Genomic DNA, 21,984 nt, shown 5'->3' with positions numbered 1-21,984 from the left:
CAGTTAGAATCCGCGCCATGCAGACCTCTCCCCCCAAACATTTCGCCATCGTCCCGGCCGCCGGCAGTGGTGCGCGCATGGCATCCGACCGCCCCAAGCAGTATCTCCCGCTGCTCGGGCAGCCGATGATTCGCCATGCACTGGCCACCTTGTGTGCGGCGCCCGAGATCGACAAGGTCTTTGTCATTCTCTCGGTCGGCGATGCCGAATGGGCACGTTACGACTGGCGTGATCTCGAACCCAAGCTGGTGCCGCTGTTCTGCGGCGGTCCGACCCGCGCGGATACGGTGCTAGCCGGTTTGCGGGCGATTGCGGGCGAGGCGTCTGCTGCCGACTGGGTGCTGGTGCACGACGCGGCGCGTCCCTGCCTGGCGCCCTGGCACATCGACAAACTCGTGCGCGAACTCGCCCACGATGAAGTTGGCGGTCTGCTCGGTGTGCAGGTTGCGGATACCCTCAAGCGCGCGGACGAACATCGGCATGTTGTAGCGACCGTCCCGCGTGACAGCCTGTGGCAGGCGCAGACGCCGCAAATGTTCCGCTACATCATGCTGCGGCGCGCGCTGGAAGGCGCGAGAAACGTCACCGACGAGGCCAGCGCAATCGAGGCTGCCGGCCTGCGACCGCGTCTGATCGAGGGCGACGCCACCAATCTCAAAGTGACCTATCCGCTCGACCTGCATCTGGCCGAGTGGATCCTGAACAACCGTGAAGGCATGAACTGATGAATATTCCGTTTCGGATCGGGCAGGGCTTCGACGTGCATGCCCTCGTCGCCGGGCGCCCGCTGGTGGTTGGCGGCGTCACCATTCCCCATGAGCGCGGCCTGCTCGGGCATTCGGACGCCGACGTGCTTCTGCACGCCCTGACCGATGCCCTGCTTGGGGCGGCAGGTCTGGGCGACATCGGCCGCCTGTTTCCCGATACCGACCCCGCGCATGCGGGCGCCGACAGCCGGGTGCTCCTGCGGACGGCTTTTGAGCGTGTGAAAGCGGCTGGCTGGGGCGTTGTGAACGTCGATGCGACAGTGATCTGCAAGGCGCCGAAGATCCTGCCGCATGCGCCGGCTATGGTTGGCAACATTGCGGCTGATCTCGAAATGGATGGCGCTGCAGTGAACATCAAGGGCAAGACCACCGAAAAGCTCGGCTTTACCGGGCGCGGTGAGGGTATCGCCGCCCAGGTCGTCGTGATGCTCGGGGCCTTGACGGCCTGAGCACAGCCTTGGAGCCTGGTCTGCGGCACCCTGCCGCCGGCCGACGGTCTGCTGCGGAGCCAGGCAGCGAACCTGCAATCGCTGCCTGCCGCCCGTTCGATCAGTCCAGCAGCAGTTTCAGCAGATCCGCAGGCGTTGCGGCTGCGCGCCAGTGCGGTGACAGCTCATCCTGCTCCAGGCTCCCGTATCCCCAGCTTGTGGCAATGAAGGGCAGCTTGTTGGCATCGGCCGATTCGCCGTCTTCCGCGCGATCGCCGATGTAGACCGCAGCCGAGACCGGGATGCTGCGATCTGCAAGCAGGCGGCCGATCATCGCCGCCTTGTTGGCGAGCCGGGGCTGGAACAGGTCAAGCGCATAGACCGCGTCAAAGTAGTCAGTCCAGCCCAGATGGTCGAGGATCAGGCGGGTAGGGTGGATGCGCTTGTTGGTGGCAATCGAGAGCGAGCGTCCGGCGCGATGAAGCTGCGCGAGCATGTCGCCGATTCCATCGTACGCTGCGGTTTGCAGCAGGCCCGTGGTGTCGTAACTGGCCTTGAAATGTTCGGCCAGGGTGGCGATCAGCTTTGGGTCCCGGGTGCCGCTCAGGAGTTCGAGCGTTTCGAGCAGGGGTGGGCCGATGATGCTGCTTTCGATTGCAACCGTCGGAGTCAGGCCAGCGCTGGCAAAGGCATCGCGAAAGCTGGCAACAATTGCGGGTGCGGAGTCGATCAGCGTGCCATCGAGGTCGAACAGGACGTGGGGGTATGAGGACATGTGCGGGCAGGCAATGGAGACAGGCCTGCATTATCGCCGCCCTGCATCGGTTCGGGACAGGACCCGTCGTGCATTCTCCGTGCGGTAAACGAAATTGCGGGGCGCAAAGCGCCCCGCGGCTCTTCGGTGGGGACGAGCCCTCACCATCGTCTTCGGTCAGAAGACGCTCGAAGAATCAAAGGAAGATGGCTGTTGACAGTCGGCTTGCGAGTTCCGACTCGGGTGCCTTGGTGTAGTCCTTCTCGAAACGGTCACTGACCAGCTGGGCAGTGGGCGCATCGAGGGAGTTATTCAACATTCCCATGAACGCCGGCGGGGCGACGATGATTGCGCGCTTGTACGCGTTGCTCGCCCGTCCGTTATAAAGCGTTGTCGCGATCTCCTGTGCAAACACTTTGGCTTCGTGCTGCTTGGGAACCGAGTGCGGTTCCATCGGACCGCCGTTACCGCCGGTACTGCCGGTGCGGTCACTTGCAAGCTCGGCGTTCTTCTGCCTGCTTTCGGGGTGGATCAGCTCCTTGACCAGCTTGAGACCCTTGTTCGGGCCGAGGTTCGCATACAGTTTTGCCAGGCTGGCGTTGGCAACCAGAATCCAGGTAATAGCCATGTGACACCCTCCGTTACTGAGAGAGAAGCGGGTTGCTGTGTTGGGTAACAGCACTTCCAGCTTAGACAGGGTGGTGCAGGACTGGCAAGCCTTATTATTACTGTTTCGGGAAATCTGAAACGTGCTGTGAGCCAGTGCCTTGACACAAGCACGCCATGGCGTCCTCTGCGCGATTTCGCCGTTCAGAAAATACCCATTGATAATCCGCTGGCCATCGCTTCACCGAGATCTGCGGCATTTTCGAGGTCTGCTGCGGTGATTTCCTTGCGCACGATCAGGGGCTCATTGATGGCGCGCCAGCCATATCCGTTGGCGATCCGGCCGATCTCGCGCACCGCGCCGGTACCATCATTACCTGCGCTGACGAAGACTGCAAAGGGCAGTCCGGTGGTCTTGCCCTCGCAAGGATAATACGTGCGGTCGAAGAAATCCTTGAGTGCGCCTGACATGTATCCGAAATTCTCGGGCGTTCCCAGCAGCAGTCCGTCACATGCGAGCAGATCGTCGGTGCCGGCATCGAAAGCGCGCAGCATCGTGGTCTCGGTTTCGGCCGTGCGCCGCGCGCCGGCCAGCACGGCATCGGCAAGGCGCCCGGTGTTGCCGGACTGGGTGTGATAGACAATCAGCAGACGTTTTTTCGCACTCATGTCGCGCCGCGGTGCGGGTCCGGCTCTGCCCTCAGGCCAGCCTCACCCGCTGCAGGATCCAGACCGTAGTATGACTTCAATTGATCATAGACTGCGGGAAACGCGTCGCGCAGCTGACCTGGCGTTTCGAAGAAGGCTTCGGACGCGACGGCAAAGAACTCTCCGGGGTTTTCACTGCCGTAGGGATCGAGCGCAGTCATCTCGTCAGCATCGACTTGGGCGCAGAGTTTTTCGTAGGCTGGCGTGAATGCGGCAGCCCAGTCCCTGCGCGACATGCGGGCGGGCAGTGCCGGAAACCCATCAGCCTCTCCATTTGCCATGTCGAGCTTGTGCGCGAATTCATGAATCACTACGTTCACGCCAATCGGGTGATGCCCTCCGAGCCAGGACACCAGCACCGGGCCGCCAGCCCATGCTTCACCCAGCACCTCGTCGTCGTAGCTGTGCACCACGCCGGCCTCATCGACCTCGTGGCGTGGAATGACGAAATCACCCGGATAGACGATGATGCCCACCCAGCCGCGGTAGGCCTCGAGGCCGATATTGAGTACCGGCAGACTTGCCTGCAAGGCGATGCCGAGAAGGATCTCGTCGGTCAGTTCGAGCCCTTGCGCACCATGGAACTCCTTGTCGGCCAGAAATTCCAGCGCCAGTTCGCGCAGACGAAGCCGGTCTGACGCTGTCAGAAAGTCGAGAAACGGCAGGCCGGATTCGATCCTGTCCCAGACTTCATCAGCGACCACGGGTCGTGGCGTTTCGAGTCCCAACCATTTTTTGAGGCGCTTCAGCATTGCGCTAGGTGGCGGGCCGCCGGGTTGTCAGCAGGATGCCGGAGAACACGAGCGAAATGCCGATGAAATGGTAGGCGTATGGCCGCTCACCCAGGAAAATCGCGGCGAGGATGGTAGCGAACACCGGCATCAGGTGGATGAATAGTGAAGCCCTGCTGGGTCCGACGGCGGCCACGCCGGCGTTGTAGAAAATGTAGCCAAGAAAGCCCGGAAAGACCCCGGTGTAAAGGATGCCGGTCAGGGATGCCGCGGACAGCACGATGTGGCGACCGGTACTCAGTTCCCAAAGATAGACCGGTGCCAGCGCAGTGAGGCCGACAAGGGTGAGCGCGGCAAGCATCAGCATCGGGTGCACGCCTTGCGGGCGCCACTGCAGGCCGACGGTGTACAGCCCCCAGACCAGCACCGCACCGAGCATCCACAGGTCGCCGGTGTTGAGACTGAGCCCGATCAGGGTGTCGATGCTGCCACGGCTCACGATGACGGTGACACCTGCCAGCGAGACGATGACGCCAGCGGCCTCGAGTCGGTGCAGGCGCTTGCCCAGCAGTACGAAGGCGAGCGCGATCGTGGCGATCGGAATGAAGGAGTTGAGCAGGGTGGCGTTGGTGGCAGTGGTGTGTTGCAGGGCAAGGTAGGCAAAGGTGTTGTAACAGCCAACGCCAAGAACCCCGAGGACGAGCACTTCCTTCCACGCGGCGCGCAGGCTGGGCCATTGCGCACGCAGGTGCGGCAGGGCGAATGGCAGCACGAGGGCCAGGGCAATCGACCAGCGCCAGAACGCGAGTGCGATCGGAGGGACGTCGCCGCGGATGCCGCGGCCGAGCACCATGTTGCCCGCCCAGAACAGGGCGGTGAGCGAAAGCAGCAGATAGGGGTTGGCGGTGAAGCGTTTCATTGCGCGCACTTGATCATGACGAGGCCGGATGATGGCACAGCCGCGCCCGCTGCCATACAGGGAAGGTGGCTGGCAGCCTCAATCCTGGCTGCTGCCAGCCTGAGACAGTGGTGCCGGGCAGCCCGCCCCGTGACTCGTCGCGGTTTCGCTCCACAGTGGCTTGAGCAGTGGCGCAATGCCGCGGGAAAGGAGTTGCACCGCGAGCGAACTGGTGAACTGGTAATCGGCTGCATGGGGTTCGGCTGCAAAGGCTGTCAGCGTGCCGAAGAAGCGGTCGCCTGCGAGAAAGATCAGCGTCGCCGAACGGGTGACGACACGCGAACTGACCAGGACACCGCCCGAACCATAGACCTCGTAGCGATGGTCCCCGGTTCCCGTCTTGCCGCCGACCACGAGCGGGCTTCCGTCGTCGCGGACAAACGCGCCGCTGAGGCGTCGCGCCGTGCCCTGTGTCGCGACGTCGATCATGGCCTCACGTGCAACCTGGGCGACCTCGGGCGGCAGCACCTGTTCGCCGGGTCCGGGCGCACGCTCCATGTAGGTCTCATAAGGGGTGTCTGAGGCGAAGTGCAGTCGCTCGATCCGCACGACGGGGAGCCGGAGGCCGTCATTCACCAGGATGCCAACGAGTTCGGCAAGCGCTGCAGGGCGGTCGGCGGAGCTGCCGATCGACGTGGCGTACGAGGGGGTGAGAGCTTCGAAGGGGTAGCCAAGCCGACGCCAGCGGCGGGCGATGTCGATGAATGCCTCGACCTCGAGCAGGCTGCGGATGCGCACGTCCTGGGCATTGCGGTGACGGGTGCGGAAGAGCCAGGTGTAGACCTCGATGCGCTGCTCCTGACTGGCCTCGGTGACCTGTGCGTGGGTCGCGCCGGGGTTGGCCTGAAGGAAGGCGAGCAGCCACAGTTCGAGCGGATGGATGCCCGCGAGGTAGCCACGATCCGGGAGCGAGTAGCGCTCCGGGCCGAAGCGGGAGTAAAGGTCCCGAAGATCGCCGTCGCTCAGCTGTGCCGGTGCATCGAGATGCTGTCGCATCTGTTCGGCGAAGGCTTTTTCATCGAGTTGCGGGCGCACCGAGCGCAGGATGACCGCAAGTCGCCGCGGCGTGACGCGAATGCCTTCGAGTACGCGTGTCAGCGCCTCGTCGCCGGTCTTGCCCTGATATTTGCGCAAGAAGCCGTTCAGGAAAACCCTGCCCTCCCGGTCGGCAAAACGGGTGAGGTAGGCCTTGCGGCGTGGATCGTCGGGATCCTCGAAGATGTCGGCTACGGCGGGATTGTTGCTGACGGTATAGCGCACGATGTCGCGCATCATGCGGATGAAGACCAGGTTGACCGAGTGGCGGAAGGCGACCTGCACCGGCAGGATCTTGTTGTTATCGTCGCGGCTGAAGTTCTCGAAACTGTGCAGGCCACCGCCGGTAAAGAATCTCTCGCCGGGATTGGCCGAGTAGGTGCGCTGCATGGCGGCGTCGAGCATGGGACGAAGCCTGCGTTCGTCGGTCGAGGCCAGATAGTCCAGCGCCCAGTTCAGCAGCGGGTTGTTCGAACTGCGCGGGGTGCTCCGCAGGGTTTCGCGGCTGTGCGCGCCGTACAGTTTGTGAAGCTCGGCGACGATCTCCAGATAGGTCACCAGGGTTCTGAGCTTGGCGGTTGATCCGAGGTCGAGTTTGGCGCCTTCGTTGATGTCGAAGGGCTGATCATAACTGTCGGTCTGAACACGCAGGAGATTGGCCGTGCCGACGCGTTCGTAAAGCGTGAAGCTGAACAGGACGCGGGAAGGGTCCTGCCCGGGGGCGAACATGCGCGGCCCGATCAGTCCGAGCGCTTCCGCCTGGGCGGGATCGCTGATGCTGCGCAACAGGCTCGTCACTGTCGATTGAATGCCACCGTGCAGCGTGCTGCCGGCGGTGAGATCGAGCCGGTCGAGATCGTAGAAGCGCGCAACGCCAAGCTGGCTGGACAGATGAGTGCGCAGCGCGTTGCCCGCCTTACGGGTAACGAAGGCGGTCTGGGGAGGGACTGCGGGCCCCTCACGCAGCTTGAGCGGCACAGCCAGCGCCGCATCGCGAAGCGCTGGCTGAATGATGCCGGCTTCAGCAAGGAGGCGCAGGTAGCTGTCGGTAAGCCCGCCGAGGCTCTGTGCGTTGCCGGCAAGATAGTAGGACGGACGACGTTGCGCGATCATCAGGGACAGGGCCTGCTTGTAGGCGAGCGCCTGTCTCAGCAGATCTTCATCGGCTGAATCCTGAAACCTGATCTTGCGCGTTCCTGAAGTGTTTGACTGTGCCTCGAGCAAGGCGTTGACTTCGCCGAAGTCTCTTTCATACCACGCCCACAGTCCGTCGCCGATGCCGTTGACCTCGCCAAAGCCGGTCTTTGCCGAAAGCGGCACGGTGTTGAGGTAGTCGGTGACGATGCGTCTGCGGGCGGTAAGGGTGTCCTCGCCCTCGAGGTAGGACCTCAGGGACGCACTGGCCATCTGCTTGAGCTTCTGCTCGCGTGAGGTGGTGCGCCCATCGGGCGAGTGGCGATACTTCTCGATCTGTGTGGCCAGCGTGCTGCCGCCCGGAGTGCTGCGGTCCTCGTCGATCAGGCCGACGAGCTGGTCGAAGGCGGCACGCGCGAAGCGGTCCCACTCGACCGCGGGATTGCGTTTGGGGCGACCTGGGTCGAGCAGTTCGCGGTTTTCGATGAACAGCAAGGTGTCGACAAGGACGCGGGGCACATCCTCGAAGCCTGGGTAGGTGCGCTCCGGGTAGCGTGAGACGTGCAGCGGGTTCGCCTGGCAGTCGAGCAGGGTAAGGCCGCCCTGATTCTTTTCGCGGTATATCGGAAACAGACCGAGGTCGTTCAGCTCCACGAGGCGCGCGCTCGCGCGCGCCTGCTGCATGACGGTATAGCCCCTGCTGCTGAGACGCTGCACGAAGGCAGGCATCTGGTTGTATCCAAGGCGGCTGTCGTAGGGGCCGGGCGGTGCGGGCAGGAGTTCGCCTGCACCCGGCGCCAGCTGGAAACCGGTTTCAGCTGCAATCCTGCTGAGATGGCGCGCCTGCAGGGCGGAGGTGCGCATCTCCTCCGCAAGCAGCATGATGCCGGCGACGATGGCGGCGACAATACACAGCAGGACGAGCCATCGCAGCGGTCGGGCGCGTTGGGCGGGACGGGCTTCGGAAGTTTGCTGCATGAGGGGCGGGAATTGAGTGACAGGTAGAGCGATGCCGTGGGCATCGGAGGAAATCCGTGTGGATGTTAGCACTGCCCCGCATCCGATATGGGATAATCGCTCGCATGGTTTTCGTTACACACGCTATTGCCCAGGATGCGTCAGGGCCACCAATCGAACTGCTCGCGGAAGGGCTGACGCCGCTTGAGCGGGCGACCATCGAGCAGGCGCTCGAGCTGGCCGCCGAAGCTTACGAAGGCAGGGTGCTGGGCACGGGCGAGTCGGCATGGACGCATGCGCTCGGCACCGCACTGATCGTCGCGTCCCTCAGGCTCGACGCCGACGCCCGGATTGCTGCGCTGCTGTTTGCAGTCGGCGAGTACATCGACGACGCGACCGAGCAGGTTGCGTCGCGCTTTGGTGTGCACGTGGCGCGTCTGGTGGAAGGCTTGCACAAGCTCAACGGCTTGCGCGTGATCACGCGCAAGACCACGAGCGCGACCGGGCCGGAGATTCGCGCCCAGACCGAAACGCTGCGCAAGATGCTGCTGGCGATGGTCGAGGATATCCGCGTTGTCCTGCTGCGCATCGCCTCGCGCACCCAGACGCTGCGGTATTTCACGGAAACACCGAGCGAGTCCCGTGTCGACGTGGCACGCGAAAGCCTCGACATCTATGCACCGCTTGCCAACCGGCTTGGCGTCTGGCAACTCAAGTGGGAGCTGGAAGACCTGTCGTTCCGCTTTCTCGAGCCGGAGACCTACAAACGCATTGCCAAGATGCTCGACGAGCGTCGCTCCGAACGTGAGGAGTTCATCCACAACGCGATCGAGCGTTTGCGGACAGAGATCGCTGCGGTCGGGATCAAGGCCGAGATCACCGGCCGGCCCAAGCACATCTACAGCATCTACAACAAGATGCGGGCGAAACGGCTCGATTTTTCGCAGGTGTACGATATCCGTGCGCTGCGCGTGCTGGTGGAAGAGGTGCGCGACTGCTACACCGTGCTTGGCCTGGTGCATCAGATCTGGCAGCCGATCAGCAAGGAATTCGACGACTACATCACCAAACCGAAGGGCAACAACTACCAGTCGCTGCATACGGCTGTGCTGGCCGGTGATGGTCGTGCGCTTGAGGTGCAGGTTCGTACCTACGACATGCACAAACATGCCGAGCTTGGCGTCGCAGCGCACTGGCGTTACAAGGAAGGCAGTGGCCACGGTGGCGATTACGACGACAAGATCGCGCTTCTGCGCAATCTGCTGTCGTGGCGCGACGAAGTGGCGGATTCTGCGCAATGGCTTGAACAGTTCAAGCGCGCCTCGCTCGACGACACCCTGTACGTGCTGACGCCTCAGGGGCGGGTCGTCGACCTGCCCCGCGGCGCCACCCCGATCGACTTCGCCTATCGCCTGCACACCGACGTCGGCCACCATTGCCGTGGGGCCAAGATCGACGGTCATCTGGTCACGCTGAACACACCGCTCGAGAACGGGCAGACGGTCGAGATCATGACCGCGAAGGAGGGTGGGCCCTCCCGTGACTGGCTCGATCCGCGGCAGCACTACGTCGTCACATCGCGTGCTAAGACCAAGATCAAGCAGTTTTTCAGTGCGCAGGACGAAGAAGAACTGCTGATCCGCGGGCGGAGTTTCGTGGCGCGCGAGATGCAGCGCGATGGTCACTCCCAGGCCAATATCGAAGGCCTCGCTGATCGCCTCGGGTTCAAGAACGCCGATGCGCTCTACGTTGCTGCCGGACGCGGCGAAGTTGGCCCGCGTTCGGTTCAGATGGCCCTGCGGGAAGCCGATGCACCGGCTGAGGCGCACGAAGAGCCCGAAATGGTGATCGGACGCAGTCGCACGGGCGACAACTCCGACAAGATCCTGATTGTCGGCGTTGGAAAGCTGCTGACCTCCCTGTCGCGCTGCTGCAAACCCGCGCCGCCCGATGCGATCGAAGGTTTCGTGACCCGCGGGCGCGGCATTTCCATTCACCGTGTCGACTGCCACGATTTTCAGCTGCTTGCGCGCCAGCAGCCCGAACGCGTCATTGCCGCCGAGTGGGGCGACCAGGCGTACAACAATCGTCAGGCGGTGTTTCCGGTTGATGTCGCGGTGCAGGCGAGCGATCGCCAGGGGCTGTTGCGCGACATCTCCGAAGTGCTGTCGCGTGAAAAGCTCAATGTGACGGCGGTCAATACCCTGACCAAGAAGGGTACGGCCTTCATGCGCTTCACCATGGAGGTTGGCGGCATCACCCAACTGCAGCGTGCGATCACGCTGATTCGCGAGGTGAATGGCGTGATCGACGCCCAGCGCAAGTAAAAACAGGACTGCCCGGTTGCATGCGTCGCAGACCGGGCAGTTTCAGTCGATGGTGAGTACGACTCAGCGCACGACTCAGCGCACGACTCAGCGCACGACTCAGCGTGCAGCCAGCTCACCCAGCAGGATCATCTGCGCCATGCGGCGGGTACCACGCGGCATCTTCTTCTTGTAACTGCCGTCCGACTGCATCTCCCACGACTGGCTGTTGTCACCCAGGTAGGGACGAAGGCCTTCCTTCATGACCCGGCGTTTGATGCGCGGATCGAGAATCGGGAAGGCAATCTCGATGCGGCGGAAGAAGTTTCGATCCATCCAGTCGGCACTCGACAGATACATCTGATCCTCACCGTCGGCATGGAAGTGGAAGATGCGGTGATGCTCGAGGAAGCGGCCCACGACCGAGCGCACGCGGATGTTGTCCGACAGACCCGGAACACCGGGGCGCAGCGCGCACGGACCGCGGATGATCAGATCCACTTCGACCCCGGCCTGCGAAGCTTCATAGAGCGCCTCGATGGTTTCCGGTTCGAGCAGTGCGTTCATCTTGGCAATGATTCGACCACGCCGTCCTTCGGCCGCGATCGCCGCCTCGCGCTTGATGGCCGTAACCACGTTGGGTTGCAGTGAAAACGGCGCCTGCCACAGATGGCATAGCGTCGTCGCCTTGCCGAGACCCGTGAGCTGCTTGAATACATCGGCGACGTCCTCGCCGATTTCAGGGTTGCTCGTGAGCAGGCCGAAGTCGGTGTAGAACCGCGTCGTACGGGGGTGATAGTTGCCCGTGCCGAGGTGGCAGTAACGACGCAATCCGTCTTCCTCGCGGCGCACCAGCATCAGCAGCTTGGCATGCACCTTGTAGCCGAACACGCCGTACACGACGTGCGCGCCGACTTCTTCAAGGCGGTTGGCCCAGGTGATGTTGGCTTCCTCGTCAAAGCGCGCCATCAGTTCCAGGACAACGGTGACTTCCTTGCCTTTCTGGGCGGCACGCGAAAGCAGTTCCATCAGCACCGAATCGGTGCCGGTGCGGTAGATCGTCATCTTGATCGCGACAACCTGAGGGTCGTCCGCCGCAGCGCGCAGCAGATCGATCACCGGCTCGAAGCTCTGGAACGGGTGGTGCAGCAGGATGTCCTGGCTGCGGATGGCAGCAAAGATGTCGCGCCTGATGTCGATTGGCTTGGGCAGTCCGGGCTGGAAGTTGCCGTACTTGAGGTCGGCGCGTTCGACCCAGTCCGGAACCTGCATCAGCCTGACCAGGTTGACGATGCCGGGCGTGCGGTAGAGGTCGGCGCGGCCAAGGCGGAAATGCTGCAGGAGGAAGTCCGCCATTTCTTCCGAGCAGTTGTCGGCAACTTCCAGGCGGACCGCGTCACCGAAATGGCGCTGTTGCAGTTCGCCCTTGAGCGATGCGCGCAAGTCCTTGACCTCTTCCTCGTCCACGAAAAGATCGGAGTTGCGCGTAACGCGGAACTGGTAGCAACCGAGTACGTTCATGCCGCTGAACAACTGCCCTACATGCGCATGCAGCACGGACGACAGGAACACGAAAGTGTAGGGCTGGTCGCTGATCTCGTTCGGCAGGCGGATGACACGGGGCAGGGCGCGCGGCGCCTGTACGATAGCTGCCCCCGAGTCGCGGCCGAAGGCGTCACGCCCTTCGAGCTCGACGGCGAAGTTCAGGCTCTTGTTGAGCACACGCGGGAAGGGGTGGGCCGGGTCCAGTCCGATGGGAGTGAGGACCGGCATGACTTCACGATTGAAGTAGTCCCTGATCCAGGCCCGCTGCTCGTCATTCCAGAGGCTGCGGCGCAGGAAGACGATACCCTCTGCCGCAAGCGCAGGCAGGATCTCTTCGTTGAGCATCAGGTACTGGTTGGCAATGATCTGATGCACTTCGGTGCTGACACGGGCCAGCAGCTCGTTTGGCTGGATGCCGTCATTGCTCGATGCATGACTGCCAAGCCTGATCTGCTCCTTGATGCCCGAGACCCGGATCTCGAAAAACTCGTCGAGGTTGCTCGATACGATGCACAGGAAGCGGAGCCTTTCGAGCAGCGGAACCGTCTCGTCCGCGGCCTGGGCAAGCACCCTGCGCTGGAACTGCAGCAGCGAAAGTTCGCGGTTGATGAAGTGCTCGGCAGGAAAATTCGATTGATGGACCGGTCTGTACATTTGGCATCCGCTGGAGTGACGTCCCCTAATTATGTGACATTTCTGTTGCATTTCAATGACGGCAGCAGGATTCTTAATGCAATTTCGATCACTGCGGTGCAGCCAGCCCGGATGGTAGAATGCGTGCTCTACGGCGCTTTGGGGCACGGATCCCTCTCCCTCATGATGCAAGACTTGATCGCCGCGATTGACCTCGGCTCCAACAGTTTCCGGCTCCAGGTGGGACGGATCGTCAACGACCAGATCTACCCCCTCGATGGCTTGAAGGAACCGGTACGGCTTGCGGCTGGCCTGTCGCCCGAAAAGTGGCTCGACATGGCCTCACAGCAACGCGGTGTCGCAGCCTTGCAGCGCTTTCATGAGCGCCTTGGCGGGTTCTCGCGCGAATCGGTGAGGGTGGTTGCGACCAACACCTTGCGTGTTGCGAAGAACGCATCCGAGTTCCTGATCCGGGCCGAGGCCGCACTCGGATTTCCGATCGAGGTCATTGCCGGCCGCGAAGAAGCGCGCCTGATCTACGTCGGGGTCGCGCATACGCTGCCCGACCCTCACAAGCAGCAGCTGGTTGTGGATATCGGCGGTGGTTCAACGGAATTCATCATCGGCAAGAGCTTCGAGCCGCTGCAGCTCGAGTCGCTTTACATGGGTTGCGTGGGTTACAGCCTCAATTACTTCCCCGAAGGGAAGATTGAAAAACGCGGGCTCAAGGAGGCAGAACTGGCGGCAAGGCGCGAACTGCAGGCGATTGCCCACGTTTACCGTGAAACCGGCTGGGAAGAGGCCGTGGGGTCGAGCGGCTCGGCAAAGGCGCTGGTGGAGATTCTCGAGCAGAACGGGTTGTCCGCAGGCGGCATCACGCGCGACGGACTGGAAAAGCTGAAGACTATTTTCCTGCGCGCCGGCCATATCGACGCGCTCGATCTTCCCGGTCTCAAAGGTGATCGTATTCCGGTCATCCTCGGCGGCTTCTCAATCATGAGCGCGATCTTCAAGGAGTTCGGGCTCGATCGCATGGTGTTCTCCGAGGGCGCATTGCGCCAGGGCGTGCTCTACGACCTGCTTGGGCGTTACCACCATGACGACTTGCGCGATGCGACGGTCTCTGTGTTCGGCACGCGTTACCGGGTTGACCGGCGCCAGGCCGAGCAGGTGGCCGACACCGCCAGCCATCTGCTGAGCCAGCTCGACCCCAGTGGCGAGAAGACGGACGAGACCGATCGCCGCTTCCTGCGCTGGGCTGCACTGTTGCACGAAATCGGCATCTCGGTCGCACACTCCAGTTATCACAAACACAGCGCCTACATTCTCGGCAATGCCGACATGCCGGGGTTTTCGCGCATGGACCAGGGCCGGCTGTCGCGGCTGGTGCTGGCGCACCGCGGCAAGCTGGAACGGGTCGCCGCGATCGATCCGGCGAGCTCGGACTGGCTGCTGATCGCCTGCCTGAGGCTCGCGGTGGTGATTCATCGCGCCCGCGATGCGCGGGGCGTGCCGCCAATCACCATGTCACGCGAGGGCAGGGGCTTCGCGGTAAACACGCCCTCAACCTGGCTGCAAAAGCTGCCGCTGACCGCGGCTGCGCTCGATGAGGAGCAGCGCCAGTGGATGTCGGTCGGGCGCGGGCTCTATGTTCGCAGCATGGCCAGTCGCACGATGGCAGGTTAGGCACAGATGTCGGGCACCATCTCTCCTGGGATTGCGATCGATTTGGAATCCGGGGTCTGGCGGCTGAGCGGCGACTGGACGCTGCGCGCACTGTCGCCGCAGGTTGCGTCAATCCGGCAAACGCTGGCGGCCCTGCCCACGGATGCACGCTGGGATCTCGCCGGTCTGAGACGTATCGACAGCTTCGGGGCGACGCTGCTGTGGGGCGGCTGGAAGCGACGCTGGCCGGATGCGGTCGAGCTCAGCGAATCCCACCGGGTGGTCATCGAACGGGTTGCGAAGGCGGATGCCAGCCAGCTTCCCAAAGCGCCCGGATTCACCGCACTCGATGCGGCCGCAACGCTTGGCTATGCACTTTTCGTCTTTCGCGATCACGTCCTGGCCTTCCTTGCCCTGCTTGGGCAGCTGTGCCTCGACGTTCTGCATCTGCTCCGCCATCCGCGCGAGTGGCCCTTGCTCGAAATCTCGGCCAACCTTTTCAAGGTGGGTGTGAAGGCCATGCCGGTCACGGCGCTGGTGGGGTTCCTCATCGGTGTGGTCCTGTCATACCTTTCCGCGCTTCAGCTCAAGGCCTTCGGCGCTGACGTCTTCATCGTCAACATCCTTGGCCTTGGCATCATCCGCGAACTTGGCCCGGTGCTGGTGTCCGTGCTCGTGGCCGGCCGTTCCGGCTCGGCGATGACGGCGCAGCTTGGCGTGATGCGGGTCACCGAGGAGATCGACGCATTGTCCGCAATGGGCGTGTCGCGCACGCTGCGGCTGGTGCTGCCCAAGGTGGTGGCGCTGACGCTCGCGATGCCGCTGCTGGTGCTGTGGACCTCGGGTATCGCACTTTTTGGCGGTATGGTTTCCGCACGTATCGACCTTGGCATGAGCTTCGGCTTCTTCATTGAGACCTTGCCTCGGGTCGTGCCAATCGCAAACGTGTTCATCGGGCTTGCAAAAGGCGCGGCTTTCGGTTTGCTGATCTCGCTCGTCGCCTGTCATTTCGGCTTGCGAGTGCGACCCAACACTGAGAGCCTCTCGTCCAACACGACTGCGTCAGTGGTTTCTGCCATCACCATCGTGATCCTGGTCGACGCGATCTTTGCCATTGCCACGCGTTCCATCGGGGTTCCCGCATGAGCGCGGCAACCATGAGTACGGCATCCGACACCTCGGCAGTGATTTCCCTGTCGGGTGTGGTGACGCGCTTTGGCAAGAACCTTGTCCATGACGGACTGGACCTGGATATCGCCAAGGGTGAGATCGTCTCGCTCGTCGGCGGCTCTGGCAGCGGCAAGACGACCCTGCTGAGACATATCATCGGCCTGACGCGCCCGGCTCAGGGTGAAGTCTCCCTTTTCGGCGAGCCGCTGCATTCGGGCTCCATGCATGAGCAGATCGCGCGCCGCAGGCGATTCGGTGTGCTGTTTCAGCAGGGCGCGCTGTTCTCTGCCTTCAGTGTTGGAGAGAACATCGCCTTTCCCCTGCGGGAGGAGCGTATTGCCACCGACGAGGAGATCCGTCAGCTGGTGACGCTCAAGCTCGCCATGGTGGAAATGGAACCGCAGCATGCCCTGTTGATGCCTGCCGAACTTTCGGGCGGGATGGTCAAACGTGCAGCGCTGGCACGTGCGCTGGCGCTCGAGCCCGAGCTGCTGCTGCTCGATGAGCCGACGGCGGGACTGGACCCCGACCGTAGCGCGAGTTTTGTGCGGCTGATCCTGTCCTTGCGCGACGAACTCGGGCTCACGGTCGTCCTGGTGACGCACGATCTGGACACACTCGCGGCGATGTCGAGCAAGGTGGCGGTGCTGGCCGACAGAAAGATACTGAGTTACGCCTCGCTGGAAGACACGATCAAGGTCGATCATCCCTTTATCGAACGCTTCTTTCGCGGCGCGCAGGGCCGACGTGCATTGGCACAGGTCCAAGGAGGAAACTGAATAATGGAAAATCGCGCCCATGCGATCGCGACCGGTCTCTTTGCCCTTTTTCTGGGCAGCATTCTGGTGCTATCACTCTGGTGGTTCTCGGAAGACAGGGAGCTGACACGGGACTATCTGCTGGTGTCGAACGGCACGGTAAATGGCCTCAACGTGCAGGCCCGTGTGCGTTACCGCGGGATGTCCGCCGGTAGCGTGACCGATATCGGCATCGACCCGGAGAATCCGCGCCAGATTTTGGTGCGCATCCGCATTCGTGCCGACCTGCCGGTCACGGACAAGACCCGCGCCAGCCTCGGGACGCAGGGCGTGACCGGACTCGCCTATGTCCAGCTCAATGAAACAGGCGATGGCGGGGTCCCGCTGGTGGATGAGGCGGGCAGACTGCCGAGGATTGCCCTGGAGTCGGGGCTGATAGACCAGATTGCCGACAGCGCACTGGCGGCGGCAAAGCGCTTCAAGGAAGTTGCCGACCGTATTTCCATTCTGTTCAATGACGAGAACGCGGATCGCCTGCGCGGCTCGCTCGAGCGCCTCGAGTCCGCCATTGCAGGCGTCGACAAGACCTTTGCCGACGCGCCGCGAACGCTGGCGGCCATCCGCAGTGCGTTCAGCGAGCACAACATGGCAAAGCTCTCGAGCACGCTCGCCAATCTTGAACGGACGAGCGCTGTGGCAGAGCCGACGATAGCCGAGTTGCGCGGCCTTCTGGTTCAGCTTTCCGAGATGTCGGCACGCGTCGATCGGGCCGCGATTGCGGCCGGTGACGGTTTGATCGACGGCACCTTGCCCCAGCTGAACGAACTGCTGCGCGACCTGACCGTTACCTCGCGGAGGCTCGGACGCTTGATCGAAGAAGTCGAAGCGACGCCCCAGATGTTGTTGACCGGACCGGCAGAGCGCACGCCAGGCCCTGGCGAGGCCGGTTTTCAGGGGCGCTGAGGACCCACTGATTGCCCCGAGAAATGCCCCCCGTGATGAAGGACACCATGCAAGCCTACTTCAAACTGTTGTTGATTCCGTTTCTCGGCATGCTGCTGGGCGCCTGCAATGGCCTGGTTGTGGCACCCAAAGCGGTTGCGATGTACGACCTCGGAATCGTCGAGACGCTCGAGATGCCGCCCGGGCGGGCACCGGCACAGATCCAGTTGCACGCACCGTCGTGGCTCAACAGCTCCGCAATGCAGTACCGGCTGGAATGGGATCGCCCTTTCCAGCGGCGGGCTTTCGTCGAGAGCAGATGGGTGGCGAATCCGTCCGAGCTGCTTGCGCGTTCGCTTGATCGTGCAATCCTGGGAGGCAGTCCGGTTGCCAACGAGTGCAGGCTCCGGATCGAGCTCGACGAATTCGTCCAGATGTTCGACAGCGAGACCAGCGCACGGGTTGAGATCGTGGCGCGTGCGGCCTGGCTTCCGGCCCGAAGTGACAGGGTGCTGGCACGCAAGGAGTTCCGGCTCACGCAGGACAGCACACCGGCCACGGCAGAGCAGGGGGTTGCAGCCTACCGTCGCCTGACAAGACAGCTGTCGCTTGATCTTGCCGAATGGCTTGAGGAGCTTGACCGCACATCAGGACAGGGGTTGAATGGACGGGCGCAATGTCGTGCCTGACATATTTTCGCGTCATTGCAGCAAGAATGCAGACCACAAAAATATTGCAGCGGGAGTCAAGATGACCGAGAGGAAAGTGTCGCCCTACGACCAGGGCCTGGACAAGAATGCGGCAAACTATGTGCCGATCACGCCGCTCACCTTCATTGAGCGCAGCGCGTATATCTACCCCGATCGCGTTGCGGTGATCCATGGTCAGCGTCGTTATACCTGGTCGGAAGCGTATAACCGCAGCCGCCGCCTCGCTTCGGCACTGAAGCAGCTCGGCGTTGGCAAACAGGACACGGTGGCGGTGGTGCTGAACAACACGCCGGAAATGTTCGAGGCGCACTTCGGCGTGCCCGGGTGTGGCGCAGTGCTCAATACGATCAACACCCGGCTTGATGCAGAGGGTGTGGCCTTCATCCTCAATCATGGCGAGGCAAAGGTCCTCATCACTGACCGTGAGTATTCACGCATGATGAAGACGGCCATCGAGCTGGCGAACCGCCCGGACATGATCGTCATCGATGTGGATGACCCCGAATACACCGGTCCCGGGGAGCGTGTCGGCACCATCGAGTACGAAGCGCTGCTGGAAACCGGCAGCCCGGAGTTCGACTTCGAGCAGCCGGCCGACGAGTGGGATGCGATCTCGCTTAACTACACGTCGGGCACGACCGGCAACCCGAAGGGTGTCGTGTACCACCATCGGGGCGCCTATCTCAACTCGATGTCGAACATCGTTTCCTGGGGCATGCCGCCGCAGTCGGTTTACTTGTGGACGCTGCCGATGTTCCATTGCAACGGCTGGTGTTTCGCCTGGACGATGGCGGCCAATGCCGGTGTCAATATTTGCCTGCGCAGGGTTGATCCGCGTCTGATCTTCGACGCCATCCGTGAGCACAAGGTCACTCACTATTGTGGTGCGCCGATTGTGCACTCCATGCTCGCCAATGCGCCCGAAGAGTGGCGCGAGGGGATCAACCACAAGGTGTCGGGCCTGGTTGCCGCAGCGCCGCCTCCGGCAGCGGTAATCGAGGGCATGGCCAAGATCGGCTTCGATGTCACACACGTTTACGGGCTGACCGAAACCTATGGTCCCGCCGCTGTGTGCGCCAAGCACGATGAGTGGGCCGATCTTCCGCTGGCGGAACAGGTCGTGAAGAACGGCCGCCAGGGTGTGCGTTATCACGCTCAGGAAGGCATCACTGTTCTCGATCCGGAAACGATGGAGCCGGTGCCTTGGGACAACGAAACCATGGGCGAGATCATGTTCCGCGGCAACCTGGTGATGAAGGGCTACCTGAAGAACGAAAAGACCACGGAAGAGGCTTTCCGCGGTGGCTGGTATCACACCGGTGACCTCGCAGTCATGCAGCCCGATGGCTACGTGAAGATCAAGGACCGGTCGAAGGACGTCATCATCTCCGGTGGCGAGAACATCTCTTCGATCGAGGTCGAGGACGCGCTGTACCGGCATCCTGCAGTGATGGCAGCTGCCGTTGTTGCCCTGCCCGACGAGAAGTGGGGCGAGGTGCCGTGCGCCTTCGTCGAACTCCGGAACGGCGCATCCGCGACCGAAGACGAGATCCGTGCCCATTGCCGCGAGCACCTGGCCGGCTTCAAGGTTCCGAAGAAGGTCATCTTTGGCGAACTGCCAAAGACCTCGACAGGCAAGATCCAGAAGTTCGTGCTGCGTGAACAGGCGAGGTCTACCGCGTCGTTCGAATAAGTTTGTCTAAATAAACATTCGTTCGGGATGGCCGATCATGAAGCTTCGCGCTAACATGATCGGCCGTTGACGTTAACGTAAACATAAAGGAGGAGACATGAGCGCCGTTCCCCATCCGGTCGATGAACCGATGCTGCTTCGCCGAGACGAAGCTGGTGTGACAACGCTGACGCTGAACCGGCCCATGCAGTTCAATTCGCTGTCACAGGCGATGCTCGAAACGCTGCTTGCCGAGATCGATGCGATTGCTGCCGACAAGAGCGTACGTGTGGTGGTGCTGGCCGGCGAAGGAAAGGCCTTTTGCGCGGGCCACGATCTCAAGGAGATGCGTGCCAACCACAACCTCGGCTTCCAGCAGGAACTCTTCCGCCTGTGCGGTAAGTTCATGGTCCGACTCACCGAGATTCCGCAGCCCGTCATTGCCCGCATTCACGGCATTGCGACGGCTGCCGGTTGTCAGCTGGTGTCGATGTGCGACCTCGCGGTGGCTTCCGATGTCGCCAGGTTCGCGGTCTCCGGCATCAATGTCGGTCTCTTCTGCGCCACGCCCAGCGTTGGCCTGTCGCGCAACATGGGGCGCAAAGAGGCCTTCGAGATGCTGGTCACGGGCGACTTCATCGATGCACACGAGGCCCAGCGGCGTGGTCTAGTGAATCGGGTCGTGCCCCTGGATCAGCTGGATGACGAGGTCGCAAGACTCGCTGCAGCGATCGTTGCGAAGTCACCGGTAGCCGTGAGCATGGGCAAGCAGATGTTCTATCGCCAGCTTGAGATGGGCATGGAGGCGGCCTACCAGATGGCGGCTGAAACCATGGCCTGCAACATGATGACGAACGATGCGGCCGAGGGTATCGACGCCTTCGTCGCCAAGCGCAAACCCGAATGGAAGGGGTGCTGAGCGCAAGGGCCTGACGGCGGTCATGCTGATCGATACGCATATCCATCTCGATGCCTCGGAGTTCGATGGCAGTCGCGATAGTGTGCTGATTGATGCGCGGGCCGCCGGCATTGGCGCGTTTGTCGTTCCCGCGGTGGATCGTGAGAGTTTCCACCGCGTTACTGCGCTTGCTGCGGCAAACCGCGATATTTACCCGGCGCTGGGAATCCACCCGCTCTTCACCGCTGCGGCAACCCAGGGCGATCTTGAAGTTCTGGAGCACGAGTTAGGCCGCACGAAGTGTGTTGCGGTCGGAGAAATCGGCCTCGATCATTTCGTCGAAGAGGCCGATCGTGAGCAGCAACTGCGCTTCTTCGTTGCCCAGCTTCGCATTGCGCAGCGTTTCCAGCTTCCGGTCATCCTTCATCTGCGGCGAGCGCAGGATGCGGTGCTGAAGCAGCTCCGACAGCATGCCGTGTGCGGAGGAATTGCGCATGCCTTCAACGGCAGCCGGCAGCAAGCGGACGCTTTCATCAAACTGGGCTTCAAGCTTGGATTCGGGGGCGCGATGAGCTTTGAAGGCTCACAGCGCATCCGCCGTCTGGCGACCGAACTGCCACTCGACTCAATCGTGCTTGAAACCGATGCGCCGGACATGGCGCCAGCCTGGGGGCAGGGGCGACCCAATGTCCCGGCCAATATTGCACGCTATGCACGGATTCTTGCCGAGCTGCGGGGCCTTCCCGTAGAAGAGGTGATTCGTGCGACCGGTGCAAACGCCCGCGCAGCCCTGCCCGGACTCGGCGCGAGCGGTGGAACGCCCTAGGTGGAGGTGGCCGCGCCCACGCACGAGCGCGCGATAAGATCGGCAATGTCGCGTTTCAGGCGTGCGACATCGCTGTCGAACTTCTCGTAGCTCATCAGGGAGACCCCGAACACATAGGCGTAAAGGAGCATGCAGCGGCTCGACGCTTCTTCCATTGGCACCCCACAGGCGAGAAAGAGATCGCGTGCGCAGCGCAGGCGGACGTCATCGACCTCTGCGACGATTGCCGCGGCATCGGCGTCACGGCGTGCCCAGTCGCGCACCGCGAGTTCGATCATCATGCCCCGGCGGCTTCGGTTCGCACTATAGACGTCGATGACGTGATAGATCTGCGCGAGCTCCTTGCCGGGGACAGCGGTGGTCTGTTTGATGATGTCGCGTATCCGTCCTTCCTTCCACAGGCCAAGGATGGCAATCAGGAGGTCGCGCCGATCCTGAAAATGCCAGTAGAAGCTGCCTTTTGTGACCTTCAGGCGCTTCGCCAGTACTTCGACCCGCAGTCCTGCAATGCCTTCTTCGGCGAGGACTTCGATGGCGGCATTGACCCACGCTTCGCGGTCGAGTTGAGTTCTTGGTTTGTTCGGGGATTTGTCCATACGGCATAGTATTGACGATTCTGTTTCCATACGCTACCGTATGTACCCCGTACCAATGCGTATGGTCGCAGACGTCATACGTATCGGCATGGGTGTAAAGCCTCGTCCGCAGTGACATAATGGTTCTGCTCTTCTGCTGAACAGCGGAACGGGGAGACAACGAAATATCCAAAGGAGCGCGACAT

19 protein-coding genes are annotated in these 21,984 nt (G+C 62.2%); 11 read left to right on the top strand and 8 right to left on the bottom strand.

The genetic code is table 11. The features are described from left to right. The first annotated feature begins 17 nt into the window (after positions 1-17). Both ispD and ispF read left to right on the top strand, forming a co-directional pair. Positions 18-725, top strand: coding sequence for a 2-C-methyl-D-erythritol 4-phosphate cytidylyltransferase (gene ispD, locus AC22G6_RS08430; RefSeq protein WP_487366412.1), 708 nt, complete (start codon positions 18-20; stop codon positions 723-725). Further along, positions 725-1,216: a 2-C-methyl-D-erythritol 2,4-cyclodiphosphate synthase gene (gene ispF / locus AC22G6_RS08425; RefSeq protein WP_487366411.1), complete on the top strand. Its 492-nt coding sequence runs from the start codon at positions 725-727 to the stop codon at positions 1,214-1,216. The genes ispD and ispF overlap by 1 nt, the downstream gene beginning before the upstream one ends. Positions 1,217-1,316: 100 nt before the next feature. Here the strand turns inward: ispF and AC22G6_RS08420 are convergent, their stop codons facing one another. The 6 genes from AC22G6_RS08420 to AC22G6_RS08395 form a co-directional block, all read right to left on the bottom strand. Continuing rightward, positions 1,317-1,970: an HAD family hydrolase gene (locus AC22G6_RS08420; RefSeq protein ID WP_487366410.1), complete on the bottom strand. Its 654-nt coding sequence runs from the start codon at positions 1,968-1,970 to the stop codon at positions 1,317-1,319. 175 nt (positions 1,971-2,145) lie between these two features. Further along, positions 2,146-2,577 (bottom strand): host attachment protein, encoded by a 432-nt coding sequence (locus tag AC22G6_RS08415; protein ID WP_487366409.1) that lies wholly within the window; start codon positions 2,575-2,577, stop codon positions 2,146-2,148. A gap of 182 nt (positions 2,578-2,759) precedes the next feature. Beyond that, positions 2,760-3,224, bottom strand: a complete 465-nt coding sequence (locus tag AC22G6_RS08410) for a flavodoxin family protein (protein ID WP_487366408.1) — start codon at positions 3,222-3,224, stop codon at positions 2,760-2,762. Then, positions 3,221-4,015 (bottom strand): M90 family metallopeptidase, encoded by a 795-nt coding sequence (locus AC22G6_RS08405; RefSeq protein ID WP_487366407.1) that lies wholly within the window; start codon positions 4,013-4,015, stop codon positions 3,221-3,223. Before AC22G6_RS08405 ends, AC22G6_RS08410 begins: the two co-directional genes overlap by 4 nt. A gap of 4 nt (positions 4,016-4,019) precedes the next feature. Further along, positions 4,020-4,913 carry a DMT family transporter gene (locus AC22G6_RS08400; RefSeq protein ID WP_108948275.1) on the bottom strand — a complete coding sequence of 298 codons (894 nt, stop codon included), beginning with the start codon at positions 4,911-4,913 and terminating at the stop codon, positions 4,020-4,022. 78 nt (positions 4,914-4,991) lie between these two features. Then, complete coding sequence (locus AC22G6_RS08395) at positions 4,992-8,099, bottom strand: transglycosylase domain-containing protein (RefSeq protein WP_487366406.1); 3,108 nt, start codon at positions 8,097-8,099, stop codon at positions 4,992-4,994. 104 nt (positions 8,100-8,203) lie between these two features. Here AC22G6_RS08395 and AC22G6_RS08390 point away from each other — a divergent pair, with 104 nt between their 5' ends. Further along, entirely contained in the window at positions 8,204-10,405 is a 2,202-nt protein-coding gene (locus AC22G6_RS08390; protein WP_487366405.1) for a RelA/SpoT family protein, read from the top strand. Positions 10,406-10,504: 99 nt separating this feature from the next. Here AC22G6_RS08390 and ppk1 read toward each other — a convergent pair whose 3' ends face one another. Then, positions 10,505-12,583, bottom strand: coding sequence for a polyphosphate kinase 1 (gene ppk1, locus AC22G6_RS08385; protein WP_487366404.1), 2,079 nt, complete (start codon positions 12,581-12,583; stop codon positions 10,505-10,507). Between the two features lie 162 nt (positions 12,584-12,745). Here ppk1 and ppx point away from each other — a divergent pair, with 162 nt between their 5' ends. The 8 genes from ppx (at position 12,746) to AC22G6_RS08345 (ending at position 21,203) form a co-directional block, all read left to right on the top strand. Beyond that, entirely contained in the window at positions 12,746-14,248 is a 1,503-nt protein-coding gene (gene ppx, locus AC22G6_RS08380) for an exopolyphosphatase (protein ID WP_487366403.1), read from the top strand. A gap of 6 nt (positions 14,249-14,254) precedes the next feature. After that, on the top strand, positions 14,255-15,373 hold the full coding sequence (locus AC22G6_RS08375; protein ID WP_487366402.1) for an ABC transporter permease: 1,119 nt from the start codon (positions 14,255-14,257) through the stop codon (positions 15,371-15,373). 11 nt (positions 15,374-15,384) lie between these two features. Continuing rightward, a complete protein-coding gene (locus tag AC22G6_RS08370; RefSeq protein WP_487366401.1) occupies positions 15,385-16,176 on the top strand; it encodes an ABC transporter ATP-binding protein in 792 nt (263 codons plus the stop codon). Positions 16,177-16,179: 3 nt separating this feature from the next. Next, positions 16,180-17,118: an MlaD family protein gene (locus tag AC22G6_RS08365; RefSeq protein WP_108948269.1), complete on the top strand. Its 939-nt coding sequence runs from the start codon at positions 16,180-16,182 to the stop codon at positions 17,116-17,118. A 47-nt stretch (positions 17,119-17,165) separates the two neighbouring features. Further along, positions 17,166-17,786 carry an ABC-type transport auxiliary lipoprotein family protein gene (locus AC22G6_RS08360; RefSeq protein ID WP_487366400.1) on the top strand — a complete coding sequence of 207 codons (621 nt, stop codon included), beginning with the start codon at positions 17,166-17,168 and terminating at the stop codon, positions 17,784-17,786. A gap of 61 nt (positions 17,787-17,847) precedes the next feature. Further along, a complete protein-coding gene (locus AC22G6_RS08355) occupies positions 17,848-19,500 on the top strand; it encodes an acyl-CoA synthetase (RefSeq protein WP_487366399.1) in 1,653 nt (550 codons plus the stop codon). 97 nt (positions 19,501-19,597) lie between these two features. Then, positions 19,598-20,398, top strand: a complete 801-nt coding sequence (locus AC22G6_RS08350) for an enoyl-CoA hydratase (protein WP_487366398.1) — start codon at positions 19,598-19,600, stop codon at positions 20,396-20,398. Positions 20,399-20,420: 22 nt separating this feature from the next. Beyond that, positions 20,421-21,203: a TatD family hydrolase gene (locus tag AC22G6_RS08345; protein ID WP_487366397.1), complete on the top strand. Its 783-nt coding sequence runs from the start codon at positions 20,421-20,423 to the stop codon at positions 21,201-21,203. Here the strand turns inward: AC22G6_RS08345 and AC22G6_RS08340 are convergent. Further along, positions 21,200-21,799 (bottom strand): TetR/AcrR family transcriptional regulator, encoded by a 600-nt coding sequence (locus AC22G6_RS08340; protein WP_487366396.1) that lies wholly within the window; start codon positions 21,797-21,799, stop codon positions 21,200-21,202. The genes AC22G6_RS08345 and AC22G6_RS08340 overlap by 4 nt on opposite strands. Positions 21,800-21,984 lie beyond the last annotated feature (185 nt).

Source organism: Parazoarcus sp. PS-13 R2A (assembly GCF_057621855.1).
Note: the sequence above shows the minus strand (reverse complement) of the source record. Positions and strands in the feature narration are given on the sequence as shown.